Raw genomic sequence first — 23,099 nt, forward strand, 5'->3', positions numbered from 1 at the left:
AACAGAACGTGATAAAACAAATAATATGCGATAATTGGAAGATGCATCTGAGTGGAAGCGACAAATTCTATGATGCCAGGGTTCCGGGAACGGTCTGTTCGGATCTTTTGGCAGCCGGAGCAATCGAAGATCCGTACTACAGGGATAATGAAACAAAAACGCTGAAGCTGCTGTACAATGATTTTGAATATCGTACCGTGTTTCAGGTGTCAGATGAAATCAGAAAGAGTGAAAAGGTTCTTCTGCATTTCGATGGCCTGGATACAATAGCGGACATTTATTTGAACAATGTTTTCGTTGGCAATGCGTACAATATGCACCGGGAATGGGAATTTTCGGTAAAGGAAATCTTGCAGGCAGGAGATAACGACCTGAGAATTTTTTTTCATTCTCCGGTAAAATATATTGAGGAGGAATATCGTATCAATCCCATTGAAGGAACAAGTGATGCCATGCGTGGATTTCCCAGTATTCGAAAAGCCCATTGCATGTTTGGCTGGGATTGGGGAATCAGGCTTCCTGATTCAGGAATCTGGAGGGATGCGTACCTGGTCGGATATTCTGCAGCCCGGATCGATAACGTATATATTACTCAAAAGCATGGGAAAAACGAGGTGGATCTGGGCATTCAGGTTGAAGCAGAATTATCTTCCGGAGAAAAGAGCACTGTTGCTCCAGAAGAAAACGATTCAGGTCTCTGGTTCCAGACCACATTGAGAGATCCGGATGGAAAGGTGGTCGCCGATAAAGTGAAGGATGGTCGGATCCATGTGGATGCTCCGAGATTATGGTGGCCGAATGGGTACGGGGAACAGGCGCTTTATACAATCAAGGTTGAGCTGATACGCCAGGGAGTTGTTCTCGATGTATGGGAGAAGAGAATTGGTCTTCGAACTTTGAAGGTGTCCATTGAAAAAGATGAGTTCGGGACATCATTTGCGCATCAGGTAAATGGAATAAAATTTTTCGCAATGGGAGCAGACTATATTCCGGAAGATGCGCTTCTGTCTAGAATATCCAGGGAAAGGACATACCACCTTCTCATGCAGGCAAAACAAGCCAACTTTAATTGTATCCGGGTATGGGGAGGCGGGCATTATCCGGACGATTCATTCTGGGATGCCTGTGATGAGCTGGGACTGGTTGTCTGGCAGGATTTTATGTTCGCATGTGCGGTCTATGATCTGACAGATGAGTTTGAAGATAACATTGTCCACGAATTTATCGACAATGTTAAAAGGATCAGGCACCATGCTTCTCTTGGACTGTGGGGTGGGAACAATGAAATGGAACAGTTTGTTGCTGACGGCGTGTGGGTGACAAAGCCAAAGCAAAAAAGTGACTACGTAAAAATGTATGAGTATATCATCCCAAAGGTATTAAAAAAATATGATCCGAATACATTTTACTGGCCTGCAAGCCCATCCTCAGGGGGCGCCTTTGACAATCCGAATGATGAATCCAGGGGAGATACACATTATTGGGAAGTCTGGCACGCAAACAAGCCGTTTACAGAGTACAGGCATCACTTTTTTCGCTATCTTTCAGAATTTGGGTTCCAGTCTTTTCCGCTTGAAAAGACGTGTGAAAGCTTTACGCTCCCAAAGGATCGAAATATTTTTTCGTATGTCATGGAAAAACATCAGAGAAACCAGGCAGCAAATGGAAAAATCATAGGATATATGGAGCAGATGTATCTCTATCCGGAAAATTTCCAGAAAATCGTATATGCATCGCAGCTGCTGCAGGCTCAGGCAATCCGATATGGGGTAGAACACCTCAGAAGAAACAGAGGACGGTGCATGGGAACGGTTATCTGGCAACTGAATGACTGCTGGCCGGTTGCAAGCTGGTCCTCGATTGATTACTATGGGAGGTGGAAGGCGTTACATTACCATGCAAAAAGATTTTTCGCCCCACTGCTTCTGTCGTGTGAGGAAGAAGGGATTCTTACGCAGGACAGCAATCCGAATGCACAGCCATATGACGTGAAAAAGTCGGTGCGTTTCAATGTTTGCAATGAAAGCCTTAATAAACATAAGGTGACAGTGAGGTGGCAGTTGAAAAACGTTAAGGGGGATGTCAAAGCTCAATTTGAAAAGGAGTTGGATATTTCACCTCTTTCAGCTGTCTGGATGGATAGAGTCGAGCTTCCGGAGGCGGAGCTGGGAACAGATTATGTCGTCTATGAATTAACCGAAAACCAGAAAAGGATATCGAAGGAGACCCTGATTTTTTGTGAACCCAAGAACTTCCAGTTCCAGGATCCAAAGCTTCAGCTGCATGTCGATGGAAATAAAATAACAATTCAGTCTTCTGCATATGCCAGAGATATTGAAATTTTAAACGAAAATGAAGACATGGTTTTGGAAGACAACTATTTTGATCTGGAGCCGGGGGAAGAGAAAACAGTTAGAATCATCGAAGGGATTCCGAAGGGCCTGAAAATCAGGAGTGTTTATGATATCTTGTAATGAATCCATGTGATGACCGGATCGCAGTTTCCATAATTGATATAAAATCTGAGAGCAGCAGGCAGCTTTTCAATGACGCAAAGGGATAGAGAAAATAGAAAAGCAAGATGAAGAATAACGTGAAAATGCAGGATATTGCGGATGCTTTGGGGATCAGCAAAGTATCTGTCTCAAATGCTCTGGCTGGCAGATATGGTGTCAGCCAGGAGCTCAGACATAAAATCGAGAAAACTGCAGTTGCTATGGGATATCACTATCGGCATGTAGAAAGCATGGCCTGCTATTCGATTGGCGTCATTGTCTCCAGCCGCTTTGTTGCGAAGGGCGAGTCCTTCTATTGGGAAATGTATTGGGAGCTGGTGTCTTTTCTGAAGATGCGGGGTTCTGCAACCGTTTTCGAGATGATAAAGCCGGATGATGAAGAACAGATGATCTTGCCGGTAAGTCTTACAAGCGGAAAGTGTGATGCTCTCATTGTAATCGGAAAATTAGATACCTCGTATCTGGAGCTGATGGAGAAAAGTTTTCATATCCCGATCGTTTTGCTTGACAATTATAACAATGATTCCAAGCTGGATTGTGTGGTTTCCACTGGATATCTGGGAATGTATCAGATGACAGAATACCTGATTCAGAGGGGACATTCCAAAATCGCATTTGTCGGATCAATCCATGGCAGTTCCAGCATAACTGATCGTTTTTTTGGTTATTGCAGAGCTTTGACAGTACATGAGATTCCTTATCGTGAAGATTGGATTTTGAATGACAGAAACCTTGATACCGGTGACATTGTCATTCAAGACTTACCGGATGAAATGCCGACTGCATTTGCGTGCAATTGTGACCTGACTGCATATGAATTGATGAGAAAATTGACTGGAAAGGGATACCGTGTGCCTGATGATATATCAATTGTCGGGTTTGATAATTACGCAAAAAACCAATATTATCCAATCGGGGTTACCACATATGCGGTAAATATCCGTCTGATGGCAGAAAGTGCGGCAAATCGCGTGTTTCAGAAATTGGATAAAATAGCCGATGAGTGCGACCGCATCCAGATCGTACCTGGGGAGATTATAGAGAAGGACAGTGTAAAAGACATATCTACTTTTGCTTCCCGAGAGGGCTCATATAGCAATCAATAAGTGCTGTAATACTTCCGCCAGTTGTTCTGATAGATCTCTGATGATAAAATTAAAAACATAGCGTCTTTCTATGTGGATGTACATCGGTTAACGGAAGAACAGAATCCAGAAACGGAGGCATGGGATGATTCAGAATGCGGTTGCGGAACTGGTGAAATATGGTTATGTGACAGGGCTTCTTGAGGCCGAGGACCGGATCTGGGCAGCGAACGCGCTGATCCGGGAGCTTGGACTGGACGACCTCACAGAGAAAGCGGAAGCCAGGATTTTTGAAGAGAATATGACAGTCGAGGAAGCGAGAAAGAGGCTTCCGGCGATCCTTGATCTGCTCTGCGATTATGCGGCAGAGAAGGGGATGATCGCGGACAACACGGTGACGTACCGCGATTTGTTTGACACAAAGCTGATGGGATATCTGACGCCGAGACCGTCGGAGGTGAATCGGAAGTTTTACGACCTGTATGAGAAAAGCCCGCGTGAGGCGACGGACTGGTATTATACGTTCAGTCAGGACACCAATTATATCAGAAGGAACCGGATCGCAAAGGATATGCGGTGGCTGGCGCCCACGGAGTACGGGGATCTCGACATCACGATCAACCTGTCCAAGCCGGAGAAGGACCCGCGGGCAATCGCCGCGGCGCGCAATGCGGCCCAGACGGCCTATCCGAAGTGTCAGCTCTGCTATGAGAATGTCGGATATGCCGGCAGAACGAATCATCCGGCACGGGAAAATCACCGCGTGATTCCGATCCGGATCGCGGGCGGGGACTGGTGCCTTCAGTACTCTCCGTATGTCTACTATAATGAACACTGTATTGTGTTCAACTCGAAGCATGTGCCGATGAAGATTGACCGCAGCGCGTTTGAAAAGCTGTTTGACTTTGTCAGGCAGTTCCCGCATTACTTTGTCGGATCGAATGCGGATCTCCCGATTGTCGGCGGATCGATTCTGGCGCATGAACATTTCCAGGGCGGACATTATGAATTCGCGATGGCAAAGGCAGGGATTGAGCGTGAGCTGTCCTTCAGAGGATATGAGGATGTCAGGGCCGGCATCGTGAAGTGGCCGATGTCGGTGATCCGGCTGAACGGGGAGGAGCCGGACAGAATTGTCGACCTGGCGGACAGAATCCTGAAGGCCTGGAGAGCCTACACAGATGAGTCGGCGTTCATTTTTGCGGAGACAGAGGGCGAGAAGCACAGTACCATCACGCCGATCGCGCGCAGAAGGGGCAGCCGCTATGAGCTGGATCTGGTGCTTCGGAACAATATCACGACAAAGGAGAACCCGCTGGGCGTCTTTCATCCGCATGCGGAGAAGCACCACATCAAGAAGGAGAACATCGGACTGATCGAGGTGATGGGCTGTGCGATCCTTCCGGCAAGACTCAAAAAAGAGATGGCAGATCTGAAGCAGGTTGTTCTTGCCGGCCGCGATATCCATGGGGATGAGGAGCTTGGAAAGCACGCGGACTGGATGGACGGCATTCTGAAGAAGTATGCGGACATCAGGGAGCAGAACATTGATGAGATCCTGAAAAAGGAGATCGGGATTGTCTTTGCAGAAGTGCTTGAGGATGCCGGTGTGTTCAAGCGGACGGCTGAGGGGCAGGCTGCATTTCTCCGGTTTGCGGAATCGGTCAATGCAGGACTGCTTGCTTGACGGACCGGGCAGAAAACGGTAACATGAAACTCTGCAGCCTGGCATAAAAATCCTGGCAGGCAGAACATAGAAGATGAACGCCGGACGGGATTTTTCCTGACGTGCGCGGCAGAAGATGCAGGAGGAAGGCGCTGAGCTTTCCGGCAGCAGCGGGAGAGGGACATGGCAGAAAAGAAGTTTGTCGAAGAGATCACCTCAATGGAGGATGATTTCGCACAGTGGTACACGGATGTTGTCAAGAAGGCAGAGCTGACCGGCTATACTCAGGTTAAGGGATTCATGGTCATCAAGCCTGCCGGGTATGCGATCTGGGAAAATATCCAGCATGAGCTTGATCGGAGGTTCAAGGAGACGGGGGTTGAGAATGTCTATCTTCCCTGCCTGATCCCGGAGAGCCTGCTGAATAAGGAAAAGGAGCACGTGGAAGGGTTTGCACCGGAAGTCGCATGGGTGACATATGGGGGTACCCAGCAGCTCGAGGAGCGTATGTGTGTTCGTCCGACGAGCGAGACACTGTTTTCCGACTTCTATGCGAAGGATGTCCACTCCTACAGGGATCTTCCGAGACTTTACAACCAGTGGTGCTCGGTTGTGCGCTGGGAGAAGACAACCCGGCCGTTTTTGAGGTCAAGAGAGTTTTTGTGGCAGGAAGGCCACACCATCCACGCGACCGCGAAGGAAGCGGAGGATAGGACGACCCAGATGCTGAATCTGTATGCGGATTTTTTGGAGCAGTTTCTTGCCATTCCAGTTGTCCGTGGACAGAAGACAGAGAAGGAAAAGTTTGCCGGCGCGGTTGCAACCTATACGGTCGAGGCGCTGATGCACGACGGGAAGGCGCTGCAGTGCGGAACGTCCCACAACTTCGGAGACGGATTCGCCAGAGCATACGGCATTCAGTTTGTGGATAAGGACAACACTCAGAAGTACGTCTATCAGACCTCATGGGGGATGACGACAAGACTGATCGGTGCCATTATCATGGTGCATGGTGATAACTCTGGACTGAAGCTTCCGCCGTTGGTTGCGCCTGTTCAGGTCATGGTGATCCCGGTCCAGCAGAAGAAGGAAGGGGTGCTTGATAAGGCCGAGGAGCTGAAGAGGGTTCTGACGTCAGCCGGCATCCGTGCTCGTCTGGATGATGCGGACAAGAGCCCGGGCTGGAAGTTCTCCGACCAGGAGATGCGCGGCATTCCGGTTCGTGTCGAGATCGGACCAAAGGATATTGAGAAAGGACAGTGCGTCATCGTCCGCAGGGATACACGTGAAAAGATCGTTGCACCGCTTGAGGGGATTGCGGATAAGGTGAAGGAAGTCCTGGATCAGATCCAGCATGATATGTACGAGAATGCGAGGGCGCGTCGCGACGCGATGACCTACACCGCGACCACAAAAGAAGAATTCACCGAGATCGCGAACACGAAGCCGGGCTTCATCAAGGCTATGTGGTGCGGAGATGTCGCCTGTGAGAATGCGATCAAGGACGAGCTCGGAGGCGTTACAAGCCGCTGCATTCCGTTCCGGCAGGAACATCTTTCCGATACCTGCGTCTGGTGCGGACGCCCGGCAAAGAAGATGGTGTACTGGGGCAAGGCATATTGATCTTCATGGCAGTGCGCATGTGCGGCAGCCAAAGAGTCTTTCGGACTGTACATGCAGGAGATGGCAGACAAACATGAAGCATTGCATGCAGCGGACGGTAAAGGCGGAGGGAATCCAGACAGGGTTTCCTTCGCTGTTTGCTGTACGGCAAAGGAATATCATACAGGGAACCAATGAAATCAATGAATATGAGAAAATCAGCGACAGTCACAAAGACGCTTCTCCTTGTTCTGACCGCATTTATCTGGGGGTTTACCTTCTCCTTCCAGAGCATTGCGACAAAGTATGTCGGGACCTATACGTATCTGGCCTGCAGAAGCTGGATCGCGGTCCTGTTCCTGATTCCGGTGATCCGTGTTTCTGACAGGATTCGTCTGAAGCAGACAGGGAGCAGTCTTGCACCGGTAACGATGCAGCAGAAGAGGGCTCTGTGGATCGCGGGCGCTGCGAGCGGCGCTGTGCTGTGCATGGCAAGTTCTTTTCAGCAGACGGGGATTGCGACCACAACGACCGCGAAGGCGAGCTTCATCACGGCGATGTATGTCATTCTTGTCCCGATTTTTTCCATGTTTCTTGGAAAGAAGACTGAACGGAAGATCTGGTTCTGTGTAGCTGTCTCGATTGTGGGACTGTATTTTCTCTGCTTCAAGGCTGGCTCCCTTGAAGGCTTCGGGGGAGGGGATGCGCTGATGCTCTGCGCAGCGGCCGGTTTTGCCATTCAAATCCTGGTGATCGATCACTTTTCCCCGGGACTTGACCCGGTCCGGCTCAGTCAGCGTCAGGTGCTGTTCCAGGGAGTCATTGCAACCGTGATGATGCTGGTGTTGGAGCACCCGACGGCCTATGGGCTGCTGCATGCGGCCGTCTCGATCGTCTTCGCGGGGGTTCTCTCAAGCGGAGTGGCCTACACACTCCAGATCACCGGACAGAAAGGGCTGAATCCGACAATTGCTTCGATTGCAATGTGCCTGGAGAGTGTCTTCGGGGCGATCGGAGGATGGCTGATTCTAGGTCAGCGGCTGAGCGGCAGGGAGATCCTGGGCTGTGCGCTGATGTTCACCGCCATCGTGCTGGCACAGCTGCCGACGCTTCCGGCGCGGAAGAGAGCAGGACAGATCCAAAATACAGATATTCACTATGAACAAGGAGCGCAGTCATGAAACTGGTTGTGATTGTATTGAACAAGCTTGAGTGCATGGAGGATCTTCTGTCGGAGTTTTCTGCCAGGCATCTGCAGGGAGCGACAATCCTGAGCTCCCACGGGATGATGCAGGAGCTCAACGAGGAAGATGAGCTTCGCTTTGTCCTGTCTCTCCGGAATGTCCTGAATCCGGCACACAAGGAGAACAGGACGATTTTCATGGCTGCGACGGACGACAAGGTTCCGAGCATCATCGAGGCGGTCAACAAGGTGACGGGAGGGCTGGAGCATGGAGATACCGGCATCCTCTTCACACTGCCGATCGAGCATCTGGAAGGGTTCAAGGTAAAGAAATCATGACACCGGATTTGAATGTCCTTGCCAATCTTGGCATTATGGTTCTGTCTGGCATCTTTATGGGAAGGCTGATGAAGCATCTCAGGCTTCCGAATGTGACAGGGTACCTGATCGCCGGGCTTCTGCTTGGACCGTATTTTCTGCCGGCACTGGGGATTCCGTTCTCGGTGCTGTCCGAGTCATTCATCAACAATATGACGGTCATTCCGGAGGTTGCGCTTGGCTTCATTGCGTTCTCGATTGGCAATGAATTCAAGCGGTCATATTTCCGGCAGGTCGGGACAGCGCCTGTCATCATTGCCTGCCTCGAATCCTTGTTTGCTGTTGTGTTTGTTGCGGGAATGATGATTCTGACGGGGTATTCCGTTCCGTTTTCCCTTGTTCTGGGGTCAATCGCGGCAGCGACTGCCCCGGCATCTACCATCATGGTCATCAACCAGTACAGGGCAAGGGGACCGGTGACGAAGACACTGCTCTCCGTTGTCGCGCTCGATGACGCGATTGCGCTGGTTTTGTTTTCTGTCTGCATGGCAGCTGCGCAGTCGATCAAGGGTGGGGCAGCCAATCTGGCATGGGCCATTTTCCGGCCTGTTCTGGAGATCTTCGGGGCGCTGGCGCTCGGCATTCTGCTTGGCATACTGATGCTGATTCCAATGCGCCGGTTCCATAAGCATGGCAACAGGCTTGCGCTTGTGTGCGGCTTTGTCTTTCTGGGCATCGGACTGGCAGACCGGTTCGGACTCAGCTCCCTGATGCTGTGCATGGGTATGGGAGCGGCCGTAGCGAATCTGTCCAGGGAAGCAAACAGCATTCTGGATGTGGCGGAATCCATCACGGCACCCATCTATATCCTGTTTTTTGTCGCATCTGGTGCCGGTCTTCAGGTGAAAATGATCGGGAAGATCGGCGTGATCGGGATCATTTACATCGTCTTCCGTTTCCTGGGCAAGTGGTTCGGCTCCTGGCTTGGCGGTCGGATCGGGCATGCAGGCAGAAATGTCAGCCATTATCTGGGACCTTGCCTTCTGCCGCAGGCAGGTGTGGCGATCGGACTGACACTGGTGGCGGGAAATGTTGTTCCGAAGTATGCGGCACAGATCCGTGCGGTTGTGCTTGCCGGGACGCTGGTCTATGAGCTGGCAGGACCTGCCTTGACGAAGATGAGTCTGGTGAGAGCCGGAGAGATCAGATCCAGCTGAGAATTCATCTCTGCAAAAGATCAAAGGAGCCGGGGAGAGGCGAAGGGTGCCGCTCCTTCAGGCTCCTTTTTGTCCTGTGCCGTCCTGTGCGGGTCACATTCCGGCAGTTGAGCGGCAGCAGGCGGGATGCTATAATGAAGAGAAAGTTCTGCAAATTACATGGAACTGATGCAGAGCTGCGCTGACGGTCTGCGTCAGGGCAGTCCGGATTGATAAGAGGAGAAAGTCGAATGGCAGACTATAAACTGAAGGAACTTCTGAAAGACGTCCCGTATCAGGTGCTCTGCGGAGAGGATGGGACAACGGTCACGGAGATCGTGAATGATTCCAGAAAGGCCAGAGAGGGCGTTGTCTTCGTCTGCATCAAAGGAGCAGTTGCGGACGGCCATAAATACATCCCGGATGTTCTGAAGAAGAATGTATCCGCGATCATTGTGGAAGACGAGGTCGACCTGAAGGCGTACGGAACCGATGCTGACGGTGTGACATTTATCAAGACAGATGATACCCGGATTGCGATGGCGCGTATGGCGGCTGTCTACTATGGCAATCCGTCCTCGAAGCTGAAGATGATCGGTGTGACAGGGACGAAGGGGAAGACCACGACGACCTATATGGTCAAGGCCATCCTCGAGCAGGCCGGCTACAAGGTCGGGCTGATCGGAACGATTGAGACACTGATCGGATCGGAGCAGATCCCAAGCGCCAATACGACACCGGAGTCTCTGACCCTTCAGGGGTATCTGGCGCGGATGGTGAAGGCAGGCTGTCAGGTTGTCGTGATGGAGGTTTCCTCACAGGCGCTGATGCTTCACAGAGTCGAGGGAATCGAGTTTGATATCGGTGTCTTCACGAATATCTCCGCAGATCATATCGGGCCGGGGGAGCACTCGTCCTTCGATGATTACATGGAATGCAAAAGCAGGCTGTTTCGGATGTGCAGAACCGGAATCTTCAATGGAGATGATATTCACCTTGGCAGGATTCTGGAGGGACATACCTGCAGCGTTGAAACGTTCGGCTTCAAGGAGACGGACAATCTTTATGCAGAGAATGGAAAGCTGATCTATCATCCGGGATATCTCGGAACTTCCTTTGATGTGAAGGGGGAACTGAACTTTCATGTTGTGACAGATATTCCGGGTCGGTTCAGTGTCTACAATGCGCTCTGTGCCATCGCAATCTGCAGACACTTTGACGTGAAGGAGGAAGATTACCTGAAGGCGCTGAAGGATGTCCGCGTCAAGGGACGCGTGGAGATGGTCAAGGTCAGTGATGATTTTATCCTGCTGATCGACTATGCGCACAACGCAATGGCTCTCTCCAGTATTCTGACGACCTTGAGAGAATATCATCCGGGCAGACTTGTCTGCGTGTTTGGCTGCGGCGGAAACCGTGCCAGATCAAGGCGGTACGAGATGGGAGAGGTATCCGGCAGGATGGCCGATTTTACGATCATCACGTCCGATAATCCCAGATATGAGAACCCGGAGGCGATCATGGATGACATCGAGGTCGGCATGAAGAAGACGACCGGGAAATACATTCGGATCGCGGACCGGAAGGAAGCGATCGCCTATGCCATCCATCACGGAAAGCCGGGCGACATCATCGTGTTGGCTGGCAAGGGACATGAGGACTACCAGGAGATCAACGGGAAGAAATACCCGATGGATGAGCGGGTGCTGATCCGTGACATTCTCGCGGAGGATGAAAAAAGCAAACGCGTGTAACTGTCCGTGCAGATGAGTCAGGAGGGCTATGAGGTTCGCAGATGTGATTGTGGATATTTCCGCCCATGCGCTGGACCGGAGCTTTCAGTATCGGGTGCCGGAGGAACTCACCGGCAGCTGTGATGTCGGCACGCTTGTTTCGGTTCCGTTCGGAAAACGGACGGTGACCGGCTATATTGTGGGATTCTCAGATACACCAAAGATTGAGGAGGGAAAAATCAGGCCGCTCGCGCGGGTTGACAATGAGGCGACAAGCGAGGAGAGCCGGCTGACCGGGCTGGCAGTCTGGATCAGGGACCGGTATGGCAGTACCTTCCTGCAGGCGCTCCACACGGTTCTTCCTAAAAAAACAAAGATGAAGGTCCGCCAGCAGAAGCGGGTGACGCTGGCGGTTTCCGCAGATGAAGCCTGGCGTGCAGCGGCCGTCTGCCGGGTGAAAAAGCAGAAGGCACGCGAGCGGCTCCTGGGGGCACTTTCGGAGGAAGAGACCCTTCCATGGGAGGTTGTCACGCAGAAGCTGAATGTAACGCCATCAGTTGTCCGGGCTCTTGCGCAGAAAGGGCTCGTTCGGATCGAGAGCGAGGATGCATACCGGACCCCGAAACTGCCGGAGGCCTTTTCTCACAAGGGCATCACGCTGAATGCAGAGCAGGAGAAGATCGTCCGTGCAATCTGCAGCTCCTGGGAAGAGGAGCCGGCGGGGCGGTATCTGATCCGGGGCGTAACCGGGTCCGGGAAGACGGAGGTCTATATTGAGCTGATCGCCTTTGCGGTGGAACACGGTCAGCAGGCAATTGTGCTGATTCCCGAGATCGCGCTGACTTACCAGACACTGATGCGGTTTTATCACCGCTTCGGTGACCGGGTTTCCATCATTCACTCGAAAATGAGCGCGGGCGAGCGGTCGGACCAGTTTGAACGGGCGCGCCGCGGAGAGATTGACGTGATGATCGGTCCCAGGTCGGCGCTGTTCACCCCGTTCGAGCACCTCGGTATGATTGTGATCGATGAGGAGCACGAGGAAAGTTACAGGAGCGGTCAGGCGCCGCGCTACCAGGCGCGCGAGGTGGCGTTCCGGCGGGGCGAAATGGAGAAGGCGAAGGTTGTCCTGGGCTCCGCGACGCCCTCACTCGAAGCTTCCTATGCGGCAGAGCGGGGTCTTTTGAAGGAATTCCGGCTGACACAGAGAGCGGGCGGATCCGTACTGCCGGGGGTCGAGGTTGTCGATCTGAGGCGGGAGAAGGGGGTCAGCGACCGTACCATGATCGGCCGGAGACTTCGCGAGGCCATTCAGGAGACACTGAGCCGGCATGAGCAGGCGATGCTGTTTCTGAACAGAAGAGGGGTGGCTTCATTTGTCACCTGCAGAACCTGCGGAGACGTACTGAAGTGTCCGCACTGCGATGTAGCGCTGACGCTGCACGGGAGAGACCGGCTGGTCTGTCACTACTGCGGATATCAGACAAGCCTCCCGGACACCTGCCCGTCCTGCGGAAGTCCATTTCTCAGGACATTCAAGGCGGGGACGGAACAAATCGAGCGGGAGGTGCGCCAGTTGTTCCCCTCCGCTGCGGTTCTGCGGATGGACAAGGACACGACATCAGGAAAGGATGGACAGCTGGAAATTCTGTCAAAATTCGCATCTCACGAGGCGGACATCCTGATCGGGACGCAGATGATCGTCAAGGGACATGATTTCCCGGATGTGACGCTGATGGGGATTCTCGCAGCGGATCTTTCGCTGAACGTACCTGATTTCAGGGCTGCGGAGCGGACCTTCCAGCTCCTGACACAGGCAGCGGGAAGGGCGGGGCGCGCGGAAAAGCCGGGAAGGGTGCTGATCCAGACCTATCAGCCTGATCATTACGCGATCCAGTGCGCTGCCCGGCAGGATTATGATAGCTTCTACCGCAGGGAGATGCACTATCGGATGTTATCCGGCTACCCGCCGGCAGGCGGTCTGCTGCAGGTGCATCTGTCCTGCACGGACAAGGAACAGCTTGAAGCTGCTGCTGCCCACCTGCGGGGACTGCTTGACCGCATTCTCAGCAACGTGACGACAGCGGTCGTGCTGGGACCCTCGGATGAGGCGGTCGGGAAGATTGCCGATGTCTACCACATGGCTATCTATCTGAAGTGCCCGGACAGGCGGGTGCTGCGTGTGTCAAAGGACAGGATGGAGCGCTATATCGGGGCAAATGAAGGGTTCCGGACGGTCGACATTCAGTTTGATGCAGACTAGAAAGCAACCCATTTGGAACAGGATGGATAATGGACACCGGACGACAGTGTGCCGGTAATAAGGAAAGGATGAGAGATATGGCTCTGAGACAGATTCGTACCCTCGGGGACGAGGTATTGACAAAGAAGTGCCGCGAGGTGAAGGAGATGACGCCGCGGCTCCGCACACTTGCAGCTGACATGCTGGAGACGATGTATCACGCGGAGGGGGTGGGGCTGGCGGCTCCGCAGGTTGGCGTCCTGAGACGCATCGTCGTGATTGATGTCGGGGAGGGACCGGTGACGCTGGTGAACCCGGTGGTTGTGGAGAAGGATGGAGAGCAGACCGGATCAGAGGGCTGCCTGTCGGTTCCGGGAAAGGCCGGACAGGTCACGCGTCCGGAGCATGTGATTGTGAAGGCGCTTGATCTCGATATGAAGGAGATTACAGTTGAAGGGCGGGACCTGTTTGCAAGGGCGCTCTGCCATGAAATTGATCATCTCGATGGTGTGATGTACATATCCAAGGTGGAGGGAGAACTGTACAGCACCCAGCCGCAGGAAGAGGATGAAGAAGACGAAGATGAGGACGTCTGAGGAAGTTATGGGAACAGGAGAATATTCTGCCGGAGAGCCTGCCCCGCAGCGTCAGGTCGTATTCATGGGAACACCGGATTTCGCATCCGGGATTCTGGAGGCACTGACTCAGTCTGAATACCATGTCATGGCAGTTTTTACGCAGCCGGACAGGCCCAAAGGGCGCGGGAAGGGTGTTCAGTTCTCGCCGGTTAAGGAGACGGCGATGCGCCACGGGATCGAGGTGTTTCAGCCTGTGAAGATCAGACAGGAAGAGAACGTGGAGCTGCTCCGGCGCCTTCATCCGGACTTTATCGTTGTAGCGGCGTTCGGTCAGATCATACCGCAGGCGATCCTGGATATCCCGGCGCATGGCTGTCTGAATGTCCACGCGTCTCTTCTGCCGGCGTGGAGAGGAGCGGCTCCGATCCAGTGGTCGATCATCAGCGGAGATACGGAGACCGGCATTACAATCATGAAGATGAACGCCGGCCTGGACACCGGCGATATCATCAGCCAGAAGGCCATCCGGATCCGGAAGGACGAGACGGGCGGAAGTCTGTTTGACCGCCTGATGCCCGTCGGGGCGGAGCTTCTGCTCAGGACAATGCGGGAGATCGAGGCCGGAAGAGCCGTCCCAAGACCGCAGCCGGAGAAAAGCACAACGCCGTATGCGTCGATGCTGACCAAAAAGAGCGGGCTGGTGGACTGGACGAGGCGCGCGGATGAAATCGAGCGCTTGATTCGCGGGCTGTCCCCGTGGCCGAGCGCCTATACCTTCGAGCACGGCAAGATGTTGAAAATCTGGAAGGCGGAGGTTGTCCGCTCTGAGACAGGCGGCGAAGCGGTCCCGGGCAGGGAGCAGGGAAATATGAATCCGGAGGCCGGAACGATCGTCAGGGTGATGAAGACGGAGCTTGTCGTGCAGACCGGATGCGGTCTGCTCTCGCTTCTGGAGCTGCAGCCGGAAGGAAAGAAGAGGATGGCTGTGGATGCATTTCTCAGAGGATACAGGCAGAGCGAGGGCGAAAGGCTCGGAGGCTGAAACGACAGCTGAAAGGAGAAATTGGCATGTACGGTTATGGCGGATATCCCATCTATTTTGACTGGACGTATCTGCTGGCGATTCTCGGCCTTGTGCTGACGATGATCGCAAGCGGACAGGTCAGAAGCACATTTGCCAGGTACCAGAAGGTGAAGAGCCGGTCAGGTCTGACGGGAGCGATGGCAGCCCGGATGATCCTTGATTCGCAGGGACTGCAGAACGTTGCGATCGAGCACGTGTCAGGCAGTCTGACGGATCACTATGACCCGAGATCGAAGACGCTTCGCCTGTCTGATTCAACCTATTCCTACAGCTCGGTTGCGGCGATCTGCGTGGCGGCACATGAGAGCGGTCATGCGGTTCAGGACAAGGTTCACTATGGACCGCTTGTGCTCAGAAGCACACTGGTTCCGGCTGCACAGTTCGGGTCTTCGTTATCATGGCCGATTTTTATCTTCGGGCTGATTTTCTCGCTTCAGCCGCTGATCACGGCAGGCATTGTTCTGTTCATGGTGGCTGTGCTGTTTCAGCTGATCACGCTTCCGGTGGAGTTCAATGCCTCTCACAGGGCGCTTGAAATCATGAAATCCAGTCAGCTTATTCCGGAGGATGAACTTGAGGGCGGCCGTCAGGTTCTGAGAGCGGCAGCGATGACCTACGTCGCAGCTCTTGCCGCGTCGATCCTGCAGCTTCTGCGCCTTCTGATTCTGGCAAATGACAGAAGAGACAGACGATGAGCTGATCAGCCGGTAGGCCGGGCGGGCCGGGGCGGAAGATGCTGTTGACAAACAACAGGGGACATAGCAAAGACATGGGAGTGAATATCCGTGCACTGATCCTGGATGTGCTGATGGAGGTGACCGAGGGGGAAGCCTACAGTCACATCGCACTGAGGGATACGCTTGAAAAATATGAATATCTTGACAAGAGGGACCGGGCATTCATCTCTCGGGTCACGGAGGGGACGCTCGAGAATCTGATTCAGATCGACTATATCATCGAGTGCTTCTCAAAGGTGCCGATCTACAATATGAAGCCCCTGATCCGCAATCTGCTCCGGATGTCAGTCTATCAGCTGAAATGGATGGACGCGGTTCCGGACTCGGCGGTTGTCAATGAGGCTGTGAAAATTGCGCAGAAACGCGGTTTCTTCAATCTGAAGGGGTTTGTGAACGGAGTCCTGAGAGCCTGCGCCCGCGGCCTGGACAGTGTGACTTATCCGTCGGCGGAGGCAAGTCCGCTGGAGTATCTGTCGGTGCGCTATTCCATGCCGCAGTGGATTCTGACAAAGTGGCTGTACCAGTTTTCTTTTGAGGATGTCGAGAAGATGTGCGCCTCCTTCCAGGCAGAGCGCCCGATCACCGTCCGTGTCCGGACGCAGCAGGTGTCGAAGGAGGAGATCATTCAGTCTCTTGTCTCGGAGGGCGTGACCGTTTTACAGCATCCCTATCTGGACTATGCGCTGAAGCTCACCGGCGCCAATTACCTGCAGGCACTCACGGCGTTTCGGAACGGCTGGATCTATGTCCAGGATGTCAGTTCCATGCTGGTGACGGAGATTGCTGCCCCGAACTGGGGCGATTACTGCATCGATGTCTGTGCCGCTCCGGGCGGTAAAAGCCTTCATCTTTCTGACCGCCTCAAGGGAAGCGGATACGTGGAGGCACGGGACATCTCTGAGAAGAAGGTCGATCTGATGCAGGAGAACATCGACCGGCTTGGGGTGATCAACATGCAGGCAGCGCTGAAGGATGCAATGAAGTACGATGAAAAGTCTTTCCAGAAGGCGGATATCGTGCTTTGTGACGTGCCCTGCTCGGGACTGGGTGTGATCGGAAAGAAGCAGGATATCAAGTATAAAATGAACCCGACGCGGCTTGAGGAGCTGGTGAGGATTCAGCAGCGGATCCTGAGCGTCTCCCAGAACTACGTGAAGCCGGGCGGCGTGATGGTTTTCTCGACCTGCACCATCGGGGCGGAGGAAAACCAGATGAACCTGCAGTATGTGCTGGACCAATTTCCGTTCCGGCTTGAATCGATCGATCCGTACATTCCGGAGGCGCTGCGGGGCAGGACGACCGCAGGCGGGTATCTCCAGCTTCTGCCGGGGGTTCATGACTGTGACGGCTTTTTCCTGGCGCGCCTGCGTCGGGAGGGCTGAGACACCCTGCTGCGGTGTGCCGGGAAGGCAGAGATGGCCTGCTGCGGTTGCCGGAAGGCTGAGACGCCCTGCTGCGGTGTGGAAGGAAGGCTGAGACGTCCTGCCGTGGTGTGGAAGGAAGGCTGAGACGTCCTGCGCGGTGTGCCGAAAGGGCAGACGGGGAAACTGAGAAGGGGACAGATGGAAGAATACAGCACAGATCAGGAACAGAAAAAGGAAGATGGAAAGCGGGATCTGCTCTCGATGTATCCGGCGGAGCTTGAAGCTTTTCTGACGGAGATTTCGGAGAAAAAATTCCGGGCAAGACAGATCTATGACTGGCTGCACGTACAGCACGCGACGTCCATTTCCCAGATGACAAACCTGTCAAAGCTGCTCCGGGAAAAGCTGGAGTCACTGGCCTGTATCGACGAGCCGGAGCCTGTTGAGGTACTGACCAGCAGGTTGGATGGCACGAAAAAATATCTGTTCCGGATGAAGGATGGGAATGTCATTGAGTCTGTTCTGATGAGGTACAGCTACGGACTTTCTGTCTGCATTTCGTCTCAGGTGGGCTGCAGCATGGGGTGCCGGTTCTGCGCTTCCACAATCGGAGGACGGATTAGAAATCTGACTGCATCGGAGATGCTGGGACAGGTGCTTCAGATCAGCCGTCTGGAGGGAGAGCGGATCTCACATGTTGTGATCATGGGCAGCGGGGAGCCACTCGACAACTATGACAACCTCGTCCGCTTTCTGAGAATCATCGGAGACCCGGACGGGGAGCGTCTGAGCCTCAGGGACATCACCGTCTCGACCTGCGGGATTGTGCCGAACATCTACCGCCTTGCGGAGGAAGGACTGCCGGTGACACTCGCGCTCTCTCTTCATGCCTCCGGGCAGAAGGAGCGGGAGACACTGATGCCAATTGCGAAGAAGTACGAGATCCATGCTGTCATCGATGCTGTGAAGGCTTATTTTGAGAAGACAAAGCGGCGGATTACGTTTGAATACAGCTGTGTGAGAGGGGCCAATACATCCACGGCTGACGCGGATCGGCTGGCGGGCCTGCTGAAGGGACTGAACTGTCATGTCAACCTGATCCCGGTCAACCCGGTCAGGGAGAGGGAATTCACACAGCCTGACAGAGGAGAGATTGAGGCTTTTCGGAGAATGCTTGAAAAAAAGGGGATTCATGTTACCATCAGAAGAGAACTGGGCCGTGACATTTCGGCTTCGTGCGGCCAGCTGAGGAGGAGTTACCTGAAGGATCATGGAGACATATTGCCAGACAGATGTCGGATTAAAACGAAATAGCAATCAGGACTTTGTCTATGCCTCCGACCAGAAGGTAGGACGGCTACCGTCCCTGCTCATTGTCGCGGATGGGATGGGCGGACACGCAGCCGGTGATCTGGCGTCCAGGGTCTGTGTGGAGACGGTGGTCAGCAGCATCGAGGGCTCCGGGAAGACGGGGACCATTCCGATCCTTGCGGAGGCGGTTCAGAAGGCGAACCAGGCTGTTCTGAAGAAGGCGGCGGAAAAGCCGGAGTACGAAGGCATGGGGACGACAATCGTGGCGGCGGTGATCGAAGGAAATACCCTGTATGTCGCGAATGTCGGAGACAGCAGACTCTACCTGATCGATGATGACAGGATTGACCAGATTACGCTGGATCATTCGCTTGTAGCGGAGATGGTGCGCTCCGGCCGGATATCGCCGGAGCAGATGAGAAACCACCCGGAGAAGAATATCATTACCCGGGCAGTCGGCGGAGAGGAGAATGTGGAGGCAGACTTCTTCGATGTTGGGCTGCATAAGGGCGACGTCGTGCTGCTTTGCTCGGATGGGCTGACGAATATGGTGGAGGATGAGCAGATCTTCCGCATTGTCAGAAGGGAAAAAACGCTGAGAGATGCCGGGCAGAAGCTGATCTCGGCAGCAAATTCGGCAGGAGGCCGCGACAACATCTCCGTTGTGCTCGCGCGGCTGACTGATTTATAAGGGTATCCATATGTTAAATGCAGGAGATTCTCTTCAGAATCGATATGAGATAATCAATTGCATAGGATCGGGCGGGATGGCCGATGTCTACAAGGCAAAGGACCACAGGCTGAATCGTTATGTTGCCATCAAGGTGCTCAAGCCGGAGTTTCGCAATGATGCGGAGTTTGTATCGAAGTTCCGTGTGGAGGCACAGGCAGCGGCCGGGCTTTCCCACCCGAACATCGTGAACGTCTATGATGTCGGGATTGAGGGCTCAGTCTACTTTATCGTCATGGAGCTGGTGGAGGGCATCACGCTCAAGGACTACATTCGCAGCAAGGGGCGTCTGTCTGTTCGGGAGATGACCGGCATCTCACTTCAGATCGCCGCCGGGCTGGAGGCCGCGCACAAGAGCGGCATCATCCATCGGGACATCAAACCTCAGAATATCATTATATCCACGGACGGGACGGCGAAGGTTGCGGATTTCGGGATTGCGCGGGCGGCGAGTTCCGATACGATTCATCCAAGCGCGATGGGGTCTGTGCACTACAGCGCGCCGGAGCAGGCGCGTGGCGGGTACTCCGATGCCAGAAGCGACATCTATTCGCTTGGAATCACGATGTATGAGATGCTGACGGGGAAGGTACCGTTTGACGGGGATTCGACCGTTGAGGTTGCCCTGAAGCATCTGCAGGAGGACATCGAGTCCCCGAGAAAATATGTACCGGATCTGCCTGTGACGGTGGAGCAGATCATACTCAAGTGCACGGAGAAGAGCCCGGACCGGCGGTACCAGAATATGACGGAACTGATCCACGACCTGAAGGAATCGCTGGTCAGTCCGAATGGAGATTTTGTCAGACCGGGCGGTCTGCCGGCGGATGGCCTGACGCAGAAGTACTCGAGGGAAGATCTGGAAGAGATCAACAGGAGAGCCTCATTTGAAAATGGTGAATCCGGTAAGGCACCTTTTCCGGGGCTGTTTGACGGGGACTATGACGAGCGGATGAACTATCCGCCGGAGGACGAGGAGACCGGGGACTTTTACGGGTCCGGGGAGGAGGACTTCCCGGATGAGAAAGAGGTGCTCCGCGGAAGCCGGAAGAAACAGAGAAGCGCCGGAGAAAGGCATGGTCATGAGAAGCTTGTGGCAGCCCTCTCCGCGCTGGCAGCTCTTGTGGTGGGGCTGACGATCCTGTATCTCGTCCTGCATACCTACGGCCTGATTTCGGGCGGGCATAAGACCCAAGACGGACAGAGCGAGACACCGCTGGTGCTGGATCTGACGTCCGAGCCGGTCACGGTCCCTGACCTCAGAGGGCTGTCCGAGAGTGAGGCACAGGCAAGGCTCAAGAAGCTCAAGCTGGGATACCGGTATCTGGGAGAAGAGTCGTCGTCCGACTATGCATCCGGAACGGTCATGAGCCAGAGCAGTGAGCCGGGGACGAAGGTGCAGGCCAACTCGACAATCGGCTATAAGCTGTCAACGGGGCCGGCGGATTCCCTGACCGTTCCGGATCTGGCAAAAAAGACGCAGAAGGAGGCGGAGAGTGCGCTGGCATCCATGGGGCTGAATGTCTCGGTGGACAATACACGGTACAGTGATTCGATTGCGGAGGGGCGGGTCATCACGACAAACCCGGGTGCCGGCTCCGCGGTTCATGCGGGGGACACGGTGACACTCTATATCAGCCAGGGGAAGGATACACAGAGTATTACGGTTCCGGATGTGACGGGAAAGTACAAGGACGATGCTGTCACGATGCTTACAAATTACGGCTTGTATGTCTATGTGACCAGCCAGCCGTCCGATACCGTCGGAGAAGGGCTTGTGATCAGTCAGGATCTGAAGGCCGGATCCAGCGTACAGTCAGGCTCGTCGATTACGATCACAGTCTCAAGCGGGCCTTCCGGCCAGAGTGATATCGTCGTGGGACCTGGACAGAACAGCGCCTCGGCCTCCCGGACAAAATGGATGTGCAACGCGCAGCTCAACGCGCCTCCGAATTATTCCGGCGGGAACGTCCGGATCACGCTGAAGCAGACAGGCGCAGAGAAAACCATATATGAAGGAGCTGGATCATTTCCGTATATTCTGAATGTCCAGGGAGAGGATGGCGTGTCGACCGGGACGGCTTATGTCTATACACTGGATGACAGTGGCAATGTGACCTCGACAACGGAATATGACGGGATCGATTTTACGCAGGTAACAGGATGAAGGGAAAGATTATCCGCGCGGTCGCGGGATACTACTATGTCTTCGATTATGAGGATGGACGGACGCACCAGTGCAGGGCAAGGGGCATTTTCCGGAAAGATGGAAGCAAGCCTCTTGTCGGAGATGAGGTGCTCTTTGACCTGACACACACCGAGGATACGGAAGGGACGGTCGATGAGATTCTGCCAAGAAAGAACAGCCTGATCCGGCCTCCGGTTGCGAATGTCGACCAGGCGCTGATTGTGTTTGCACTCAAAGACCCGGAGCCGAACCTGTCTTTGCTGGACCGTTTTCTGGTGCTGATGAAGCGACAGAACATTCCCGCTGTCATCGTGTTCAACAAGGATGACCTGGATGAGAAGGATACGTTTGATGGCATTGCCCGTGTCTACAGAGACTGTGGCTGTCAGGTGTTTTCGATGAGTATCCGGACGGGAGAAGGCGTGGAGAGGGTCCGGCATCTGTTTGACAATAAGACGACGGTGCTAGCCGGCCCGAGCGGGGTCGGGAAATCTTCGCTGACGAATCTGCTCTGCCCGGACGCCGGGATGGAGGTCGGGGAGGTCAGCCGCCAGAACCGGCGCGGGAAGCAGACCACCCGGCACGCTGAGCTGTTCCCCTGCGGAAAAGATTCGTTCTTTTTTGATACGCCGGGCTTCTCCAGCCTGTATCTGGACGAGATCAGACCACAGGATTTGAAGATGTATTTTCCGGAATTTGAAACTTATGAGCCGTCCTGCCGGTTCACAGGCTGTCTTCACCTGGCGGAGCCGGACTGCGGCGTCAAGGAGGCCGTCCGGTCGGGGAAGATCAGCAGAGAGCGGTATGACAGCTACAGGAAGCTGTATGAGGAGCTGAAGGAAGGGCGAAAAAGATGAGGTACAGACTTTCACCGTCGATTCTGGCGGCTGATTTTACAAAACTTGGAGAGGAGATTCGTAAAACTGAGGAGGCAGGAGCGGAATATCTGCACATCGATGTGATGGACGGGTGGTTTGTGCCGTCCATTTCCTTCGGGCAGCCCCTTGTCACATCCATCCGGCAGGGCAGCCGGCAGTTTTTTGATGTGCATCTGATGGTGCAGGACCCGGAACGGTATATCGGGGACTTCGCGAAGGCCGGCGCGGACGGGATCACTGTCCATGCGGAAGCCTGCCGGCATCTCGACAGGGTGCTGTCACAGATTCACGAAGCCGGGTGCCGGGCGGGTGTCGCCCTGAATCCGGCGACGCCGCTGTCTGTGCTGGACTATGTGTACCAGAAGACAGACATGGTGCTGATCATGACGGTCAACCCGGGGTTTGGCGGCCAGAAGCTGATCCCTGAGATGTTCGGAAAAATCCGCACGCTGCGGCAGAGGCTGGACGAGCTGCACCTTGAGACGGACATTGAGGTGGATGGGGGTGTGAACCGTGATACCATCGTCCCGCTTCTGGAGGCAGGAACAAATGTCTGTGTGGCCGGATCAGCCGTATTCAGGGGTGATATCGGGCAGAATGTCAGGGTGCTGAATGGGGTGCTCAGGGACTATGAGAAAAGACAGGAAAGCGAAGGTGTTGGATGAGCGCCGGCAGCTGAAACTGAAAT

18 protein-coding genes are annotated in these 23,099 nt (G+C 54.1%); all 18 read left to right on the forward strand.

Going from position 1 to position 23,099, the window contains the following annotated elements:
• Window positions 1–8 precede the first annotated feature (8 nt).
• Complete coding sequence (locus tag FYJ35_RS05895; protein WP_328597051.1) at window positions 9–2,474, forward strand: beta-mannosidase; 2,466 nt, start codon at window positions 9–11, stop codon at window positions 2,472–2,474.
• Window positions 2,475–2,581: 107 nt separating this feature from the next.
• On the forward strand, window positions 2,582–3,622 hold the full coding sequence (locus FYJ35_RS05900) for a LacI family DNA-binding transcriptional regulator (RefSeq protein ID WP_154524515.1): 1,041 nt from the start codon (window positions 2,582–2,584) through the stop codon (window positions 3,620–3,622).
• 124 nt (window positions 3,623–3,746) lie between these two features.
• The gene (galT, locus tag FYJ35_RS05905) at window positions 3,747–5,288 is read left to right on the forward strand and encodes a UDP-glucose--hexose-1-phosphate uridylyltransferase (RefSeq protein WP_154524517.1); all 1,542 of its coding nucleotides are present in this window, start codon (window positions 3,747–3,749) and stop codon (window positions 5,286–5,288) included.
• A gap of 162 nt (window positions 5,289–5,450) precedes the next feature.
• Window positions 5,451–6,890: a proline--tRNA ligase gene (gene proS, locus FYJ35_RS05910; protein WP_154524519.1), complete on the forward strand. Its 1,440-nt coding sequence runs from the start codon at window positions 5,451–5,453 to the stop codon at window positions 6,888–6,890.
• A gap of 188 nt (window positions 6,891–7,078) precedes the next feature.
• Entirely contained in the window at window positions 7,079–8,050 is a 972-nt protein-coding gene (locus FYJ35_RS05915) for a DMT family transporter (protein WP_154524521.1), read from the forward strand.
• Window positions 8,047–8,391, forward strand: a complete 345-nt coding sequence (locus FYJ35_RS05920; RefSeq protein WP_154524523.1) for a hypothetical protein — start codon at window positions 8,047–8,049, stop codon at window positions 8,389–8,391. The genes FYJ35_RS05915 and FYJ35_RS05920 overlap by 4 nt, the downstream gene beginning before the upstream one ends.
• On the forward strand, window positions 8,388–9,587 hold the full coding sequence (locus FYJ35_RS05925) for a cation:proton antiporter (RefSeq protein ID WP_154524525.1): 1,200 nt from the start codon (window positions 8,388–8,390) through the stop codon (window positions 9,585–9,587). Before FYJ35_RS05920 ends, FYJ35_RS05925 begins: the two co-directional genes overlap by 4 nt.
• 230 nt (window positions 9,588–9,817) lie before the next feature.
• Window positions 9,818–11,320 carry a UDP-N-acetylmuramoyl-L-alanyl-D-glutamate--2,6-diaminopimelate ligase gene (locus FYJ35_RS05930; protein ID WP_154524527.1) on the forward strand — a complete coding sequence of 501 codons (1,503 nt, stop codon included), beginning with the start codon at window positions 9,818–9,820 and terminating at the stop codon, window positions 11,318–11,320.
• A 28-nt stretch (window positions 11,321–11,348) separates the two neighbouring features.
• A complete protein-coding gene (gene priA, locus FYJ35_RS05935; RefSeq protein ID WP_154524529.1) occupies window positions 11,349–13,562 on the forward strand; it encodes a replication restart helicase PriA in 2,214 nt (737 codons plus the stop codon).
• 77 nt (window positions 13,563–13,639) lie between these two features.
• Window positions 13,640–14,137, forward strand: coding sequence for a peptide deformylase (gene def, locus FYJ35_RS05940; protein ID WP_154524531.1), 498 nt, complete (start codon window positions 13,640–13,642; stop codon window positions 14,135–14,137).
• A 7-nt stretch (window positions 14,138–14,144) separates the two neighbouring features.
• Window positions 14,145–15,161, forward strand: a complete 1,017-nt coding sequence (gene fmt, locus FYJ35_RS05945) for a methionyl-tRNA formyltransferase (RefSeq protein WP_154524812.1) — start codon at window positions 14,145–14,147, stop codon at window positions 15,159–15,161.
• A gap of 26 nt (window positions 15,162–15,187) precedes the next feature.
• Window positions 15,188–15,898 (forward strand): zinc metallopeptidase, encoded by a 711-nt coding sequence (locus tag FYJ35_RS05950; RefSeq protein ID WP_154524533.1) that lies wholly within the window; start codon window positions 15,188–15,190, stop codon window positions 15,896–15,898.
• Window positions 15,899–15,972: 74 nt separating this feature from the next.
• Entirely contained in the window at window positions 15,973–17,322 is a 1,350-nt protein-coding gene (gene rsmB, locus FYJ35_RS05955) for a 16S rRNA (cytosine(967)-C(5))-methyltransferase RsmB (RefSeq protein ID WP_154524535.1), read from the forward strand.
• A 180-nt stretch (window positions 17,323–17,502) separates the two neighbouring features.
• A complete protein-coding gene (rlmN, locus tag FYJ35_RS05960; RefSeq protein WP_154524537.1) occupies window positions 17,503–18,618 on the forward strand; it encodes a 23S rRNA (adenine(2503)-C(2))-methyltransferase RlmN in 1,116 nt (371 codons plus the stop codon).
• Window positions 18,575–19,306 carry a Stp1/IreP family PP2C-type Ser/Thr phosphatase gene (locus FYJ35_RS05965; protein ID WP_154524539.1) on the forward strand — a complete coding sequence of 244 codons (732 nt, stop codon included), beginning with the start codon at window positions 18,575–18,577 and terminating at the stop codon, window positions 19,304–19,306. Before rlmN ends, FYJ35_RS05965 begins: the two co-directional genes overlap by 44 nt.
• A 10-nt stretch (window positions 19,307–19,316) precedes the next feature.
• Entirely contained in the window at window positions 19,317–21,512 is a 2,196-nt protein-coding gene (gene pknB, locus FYJ35_RS05970; RefSeq protein ID WP_154524541.1) for a Stk1 family PASTA domain-containing Ser/Thr kinase, read from the forward strand.
• On the forward strand, window positions 21,509–22,390 hold the full coding sequence (gene rsgA, locus FYJ35_RS05975) for a ribosome small subunit-dependent GTPase A (protein ID WP_154524543.1): 882 nt from the start codon (window positions 21,509–21,511) through the stop codon (window positions 22,388–22,390). The genes pknB and rsgA overlap by 4 nt, the downstream gene beginning before the upstream one ends.
• Window positions 22,387–23,076 carry a ribulose-phosphate 3-epimerase gene (gene rpe / locus FYJ35_RS05980; RefSeq protein ID WP_154524545.1) on the forward strand — a complete coding sequence of 230 codons (690 nt, stop codon included), beginning with the start codon at window positions 22,387–22,389 and terminating at the stop codon, window positions 23,074–23,076. Before rsgA ends, rpe begins: the two co-directional genes overlap by 4 nt.
• Window positions 23,077–23,099 lie beyond the last annotated feature (23 nt).

Source organism: Porcincola intestinalis, from assembly GCF_009696445.1.
GTDB classification, from domain to species: Bacteria; Bacillota; Clostridia; order Lachnospirales; family Lachnospiraceae; genus Porcincola; species Porcincola intestinalis.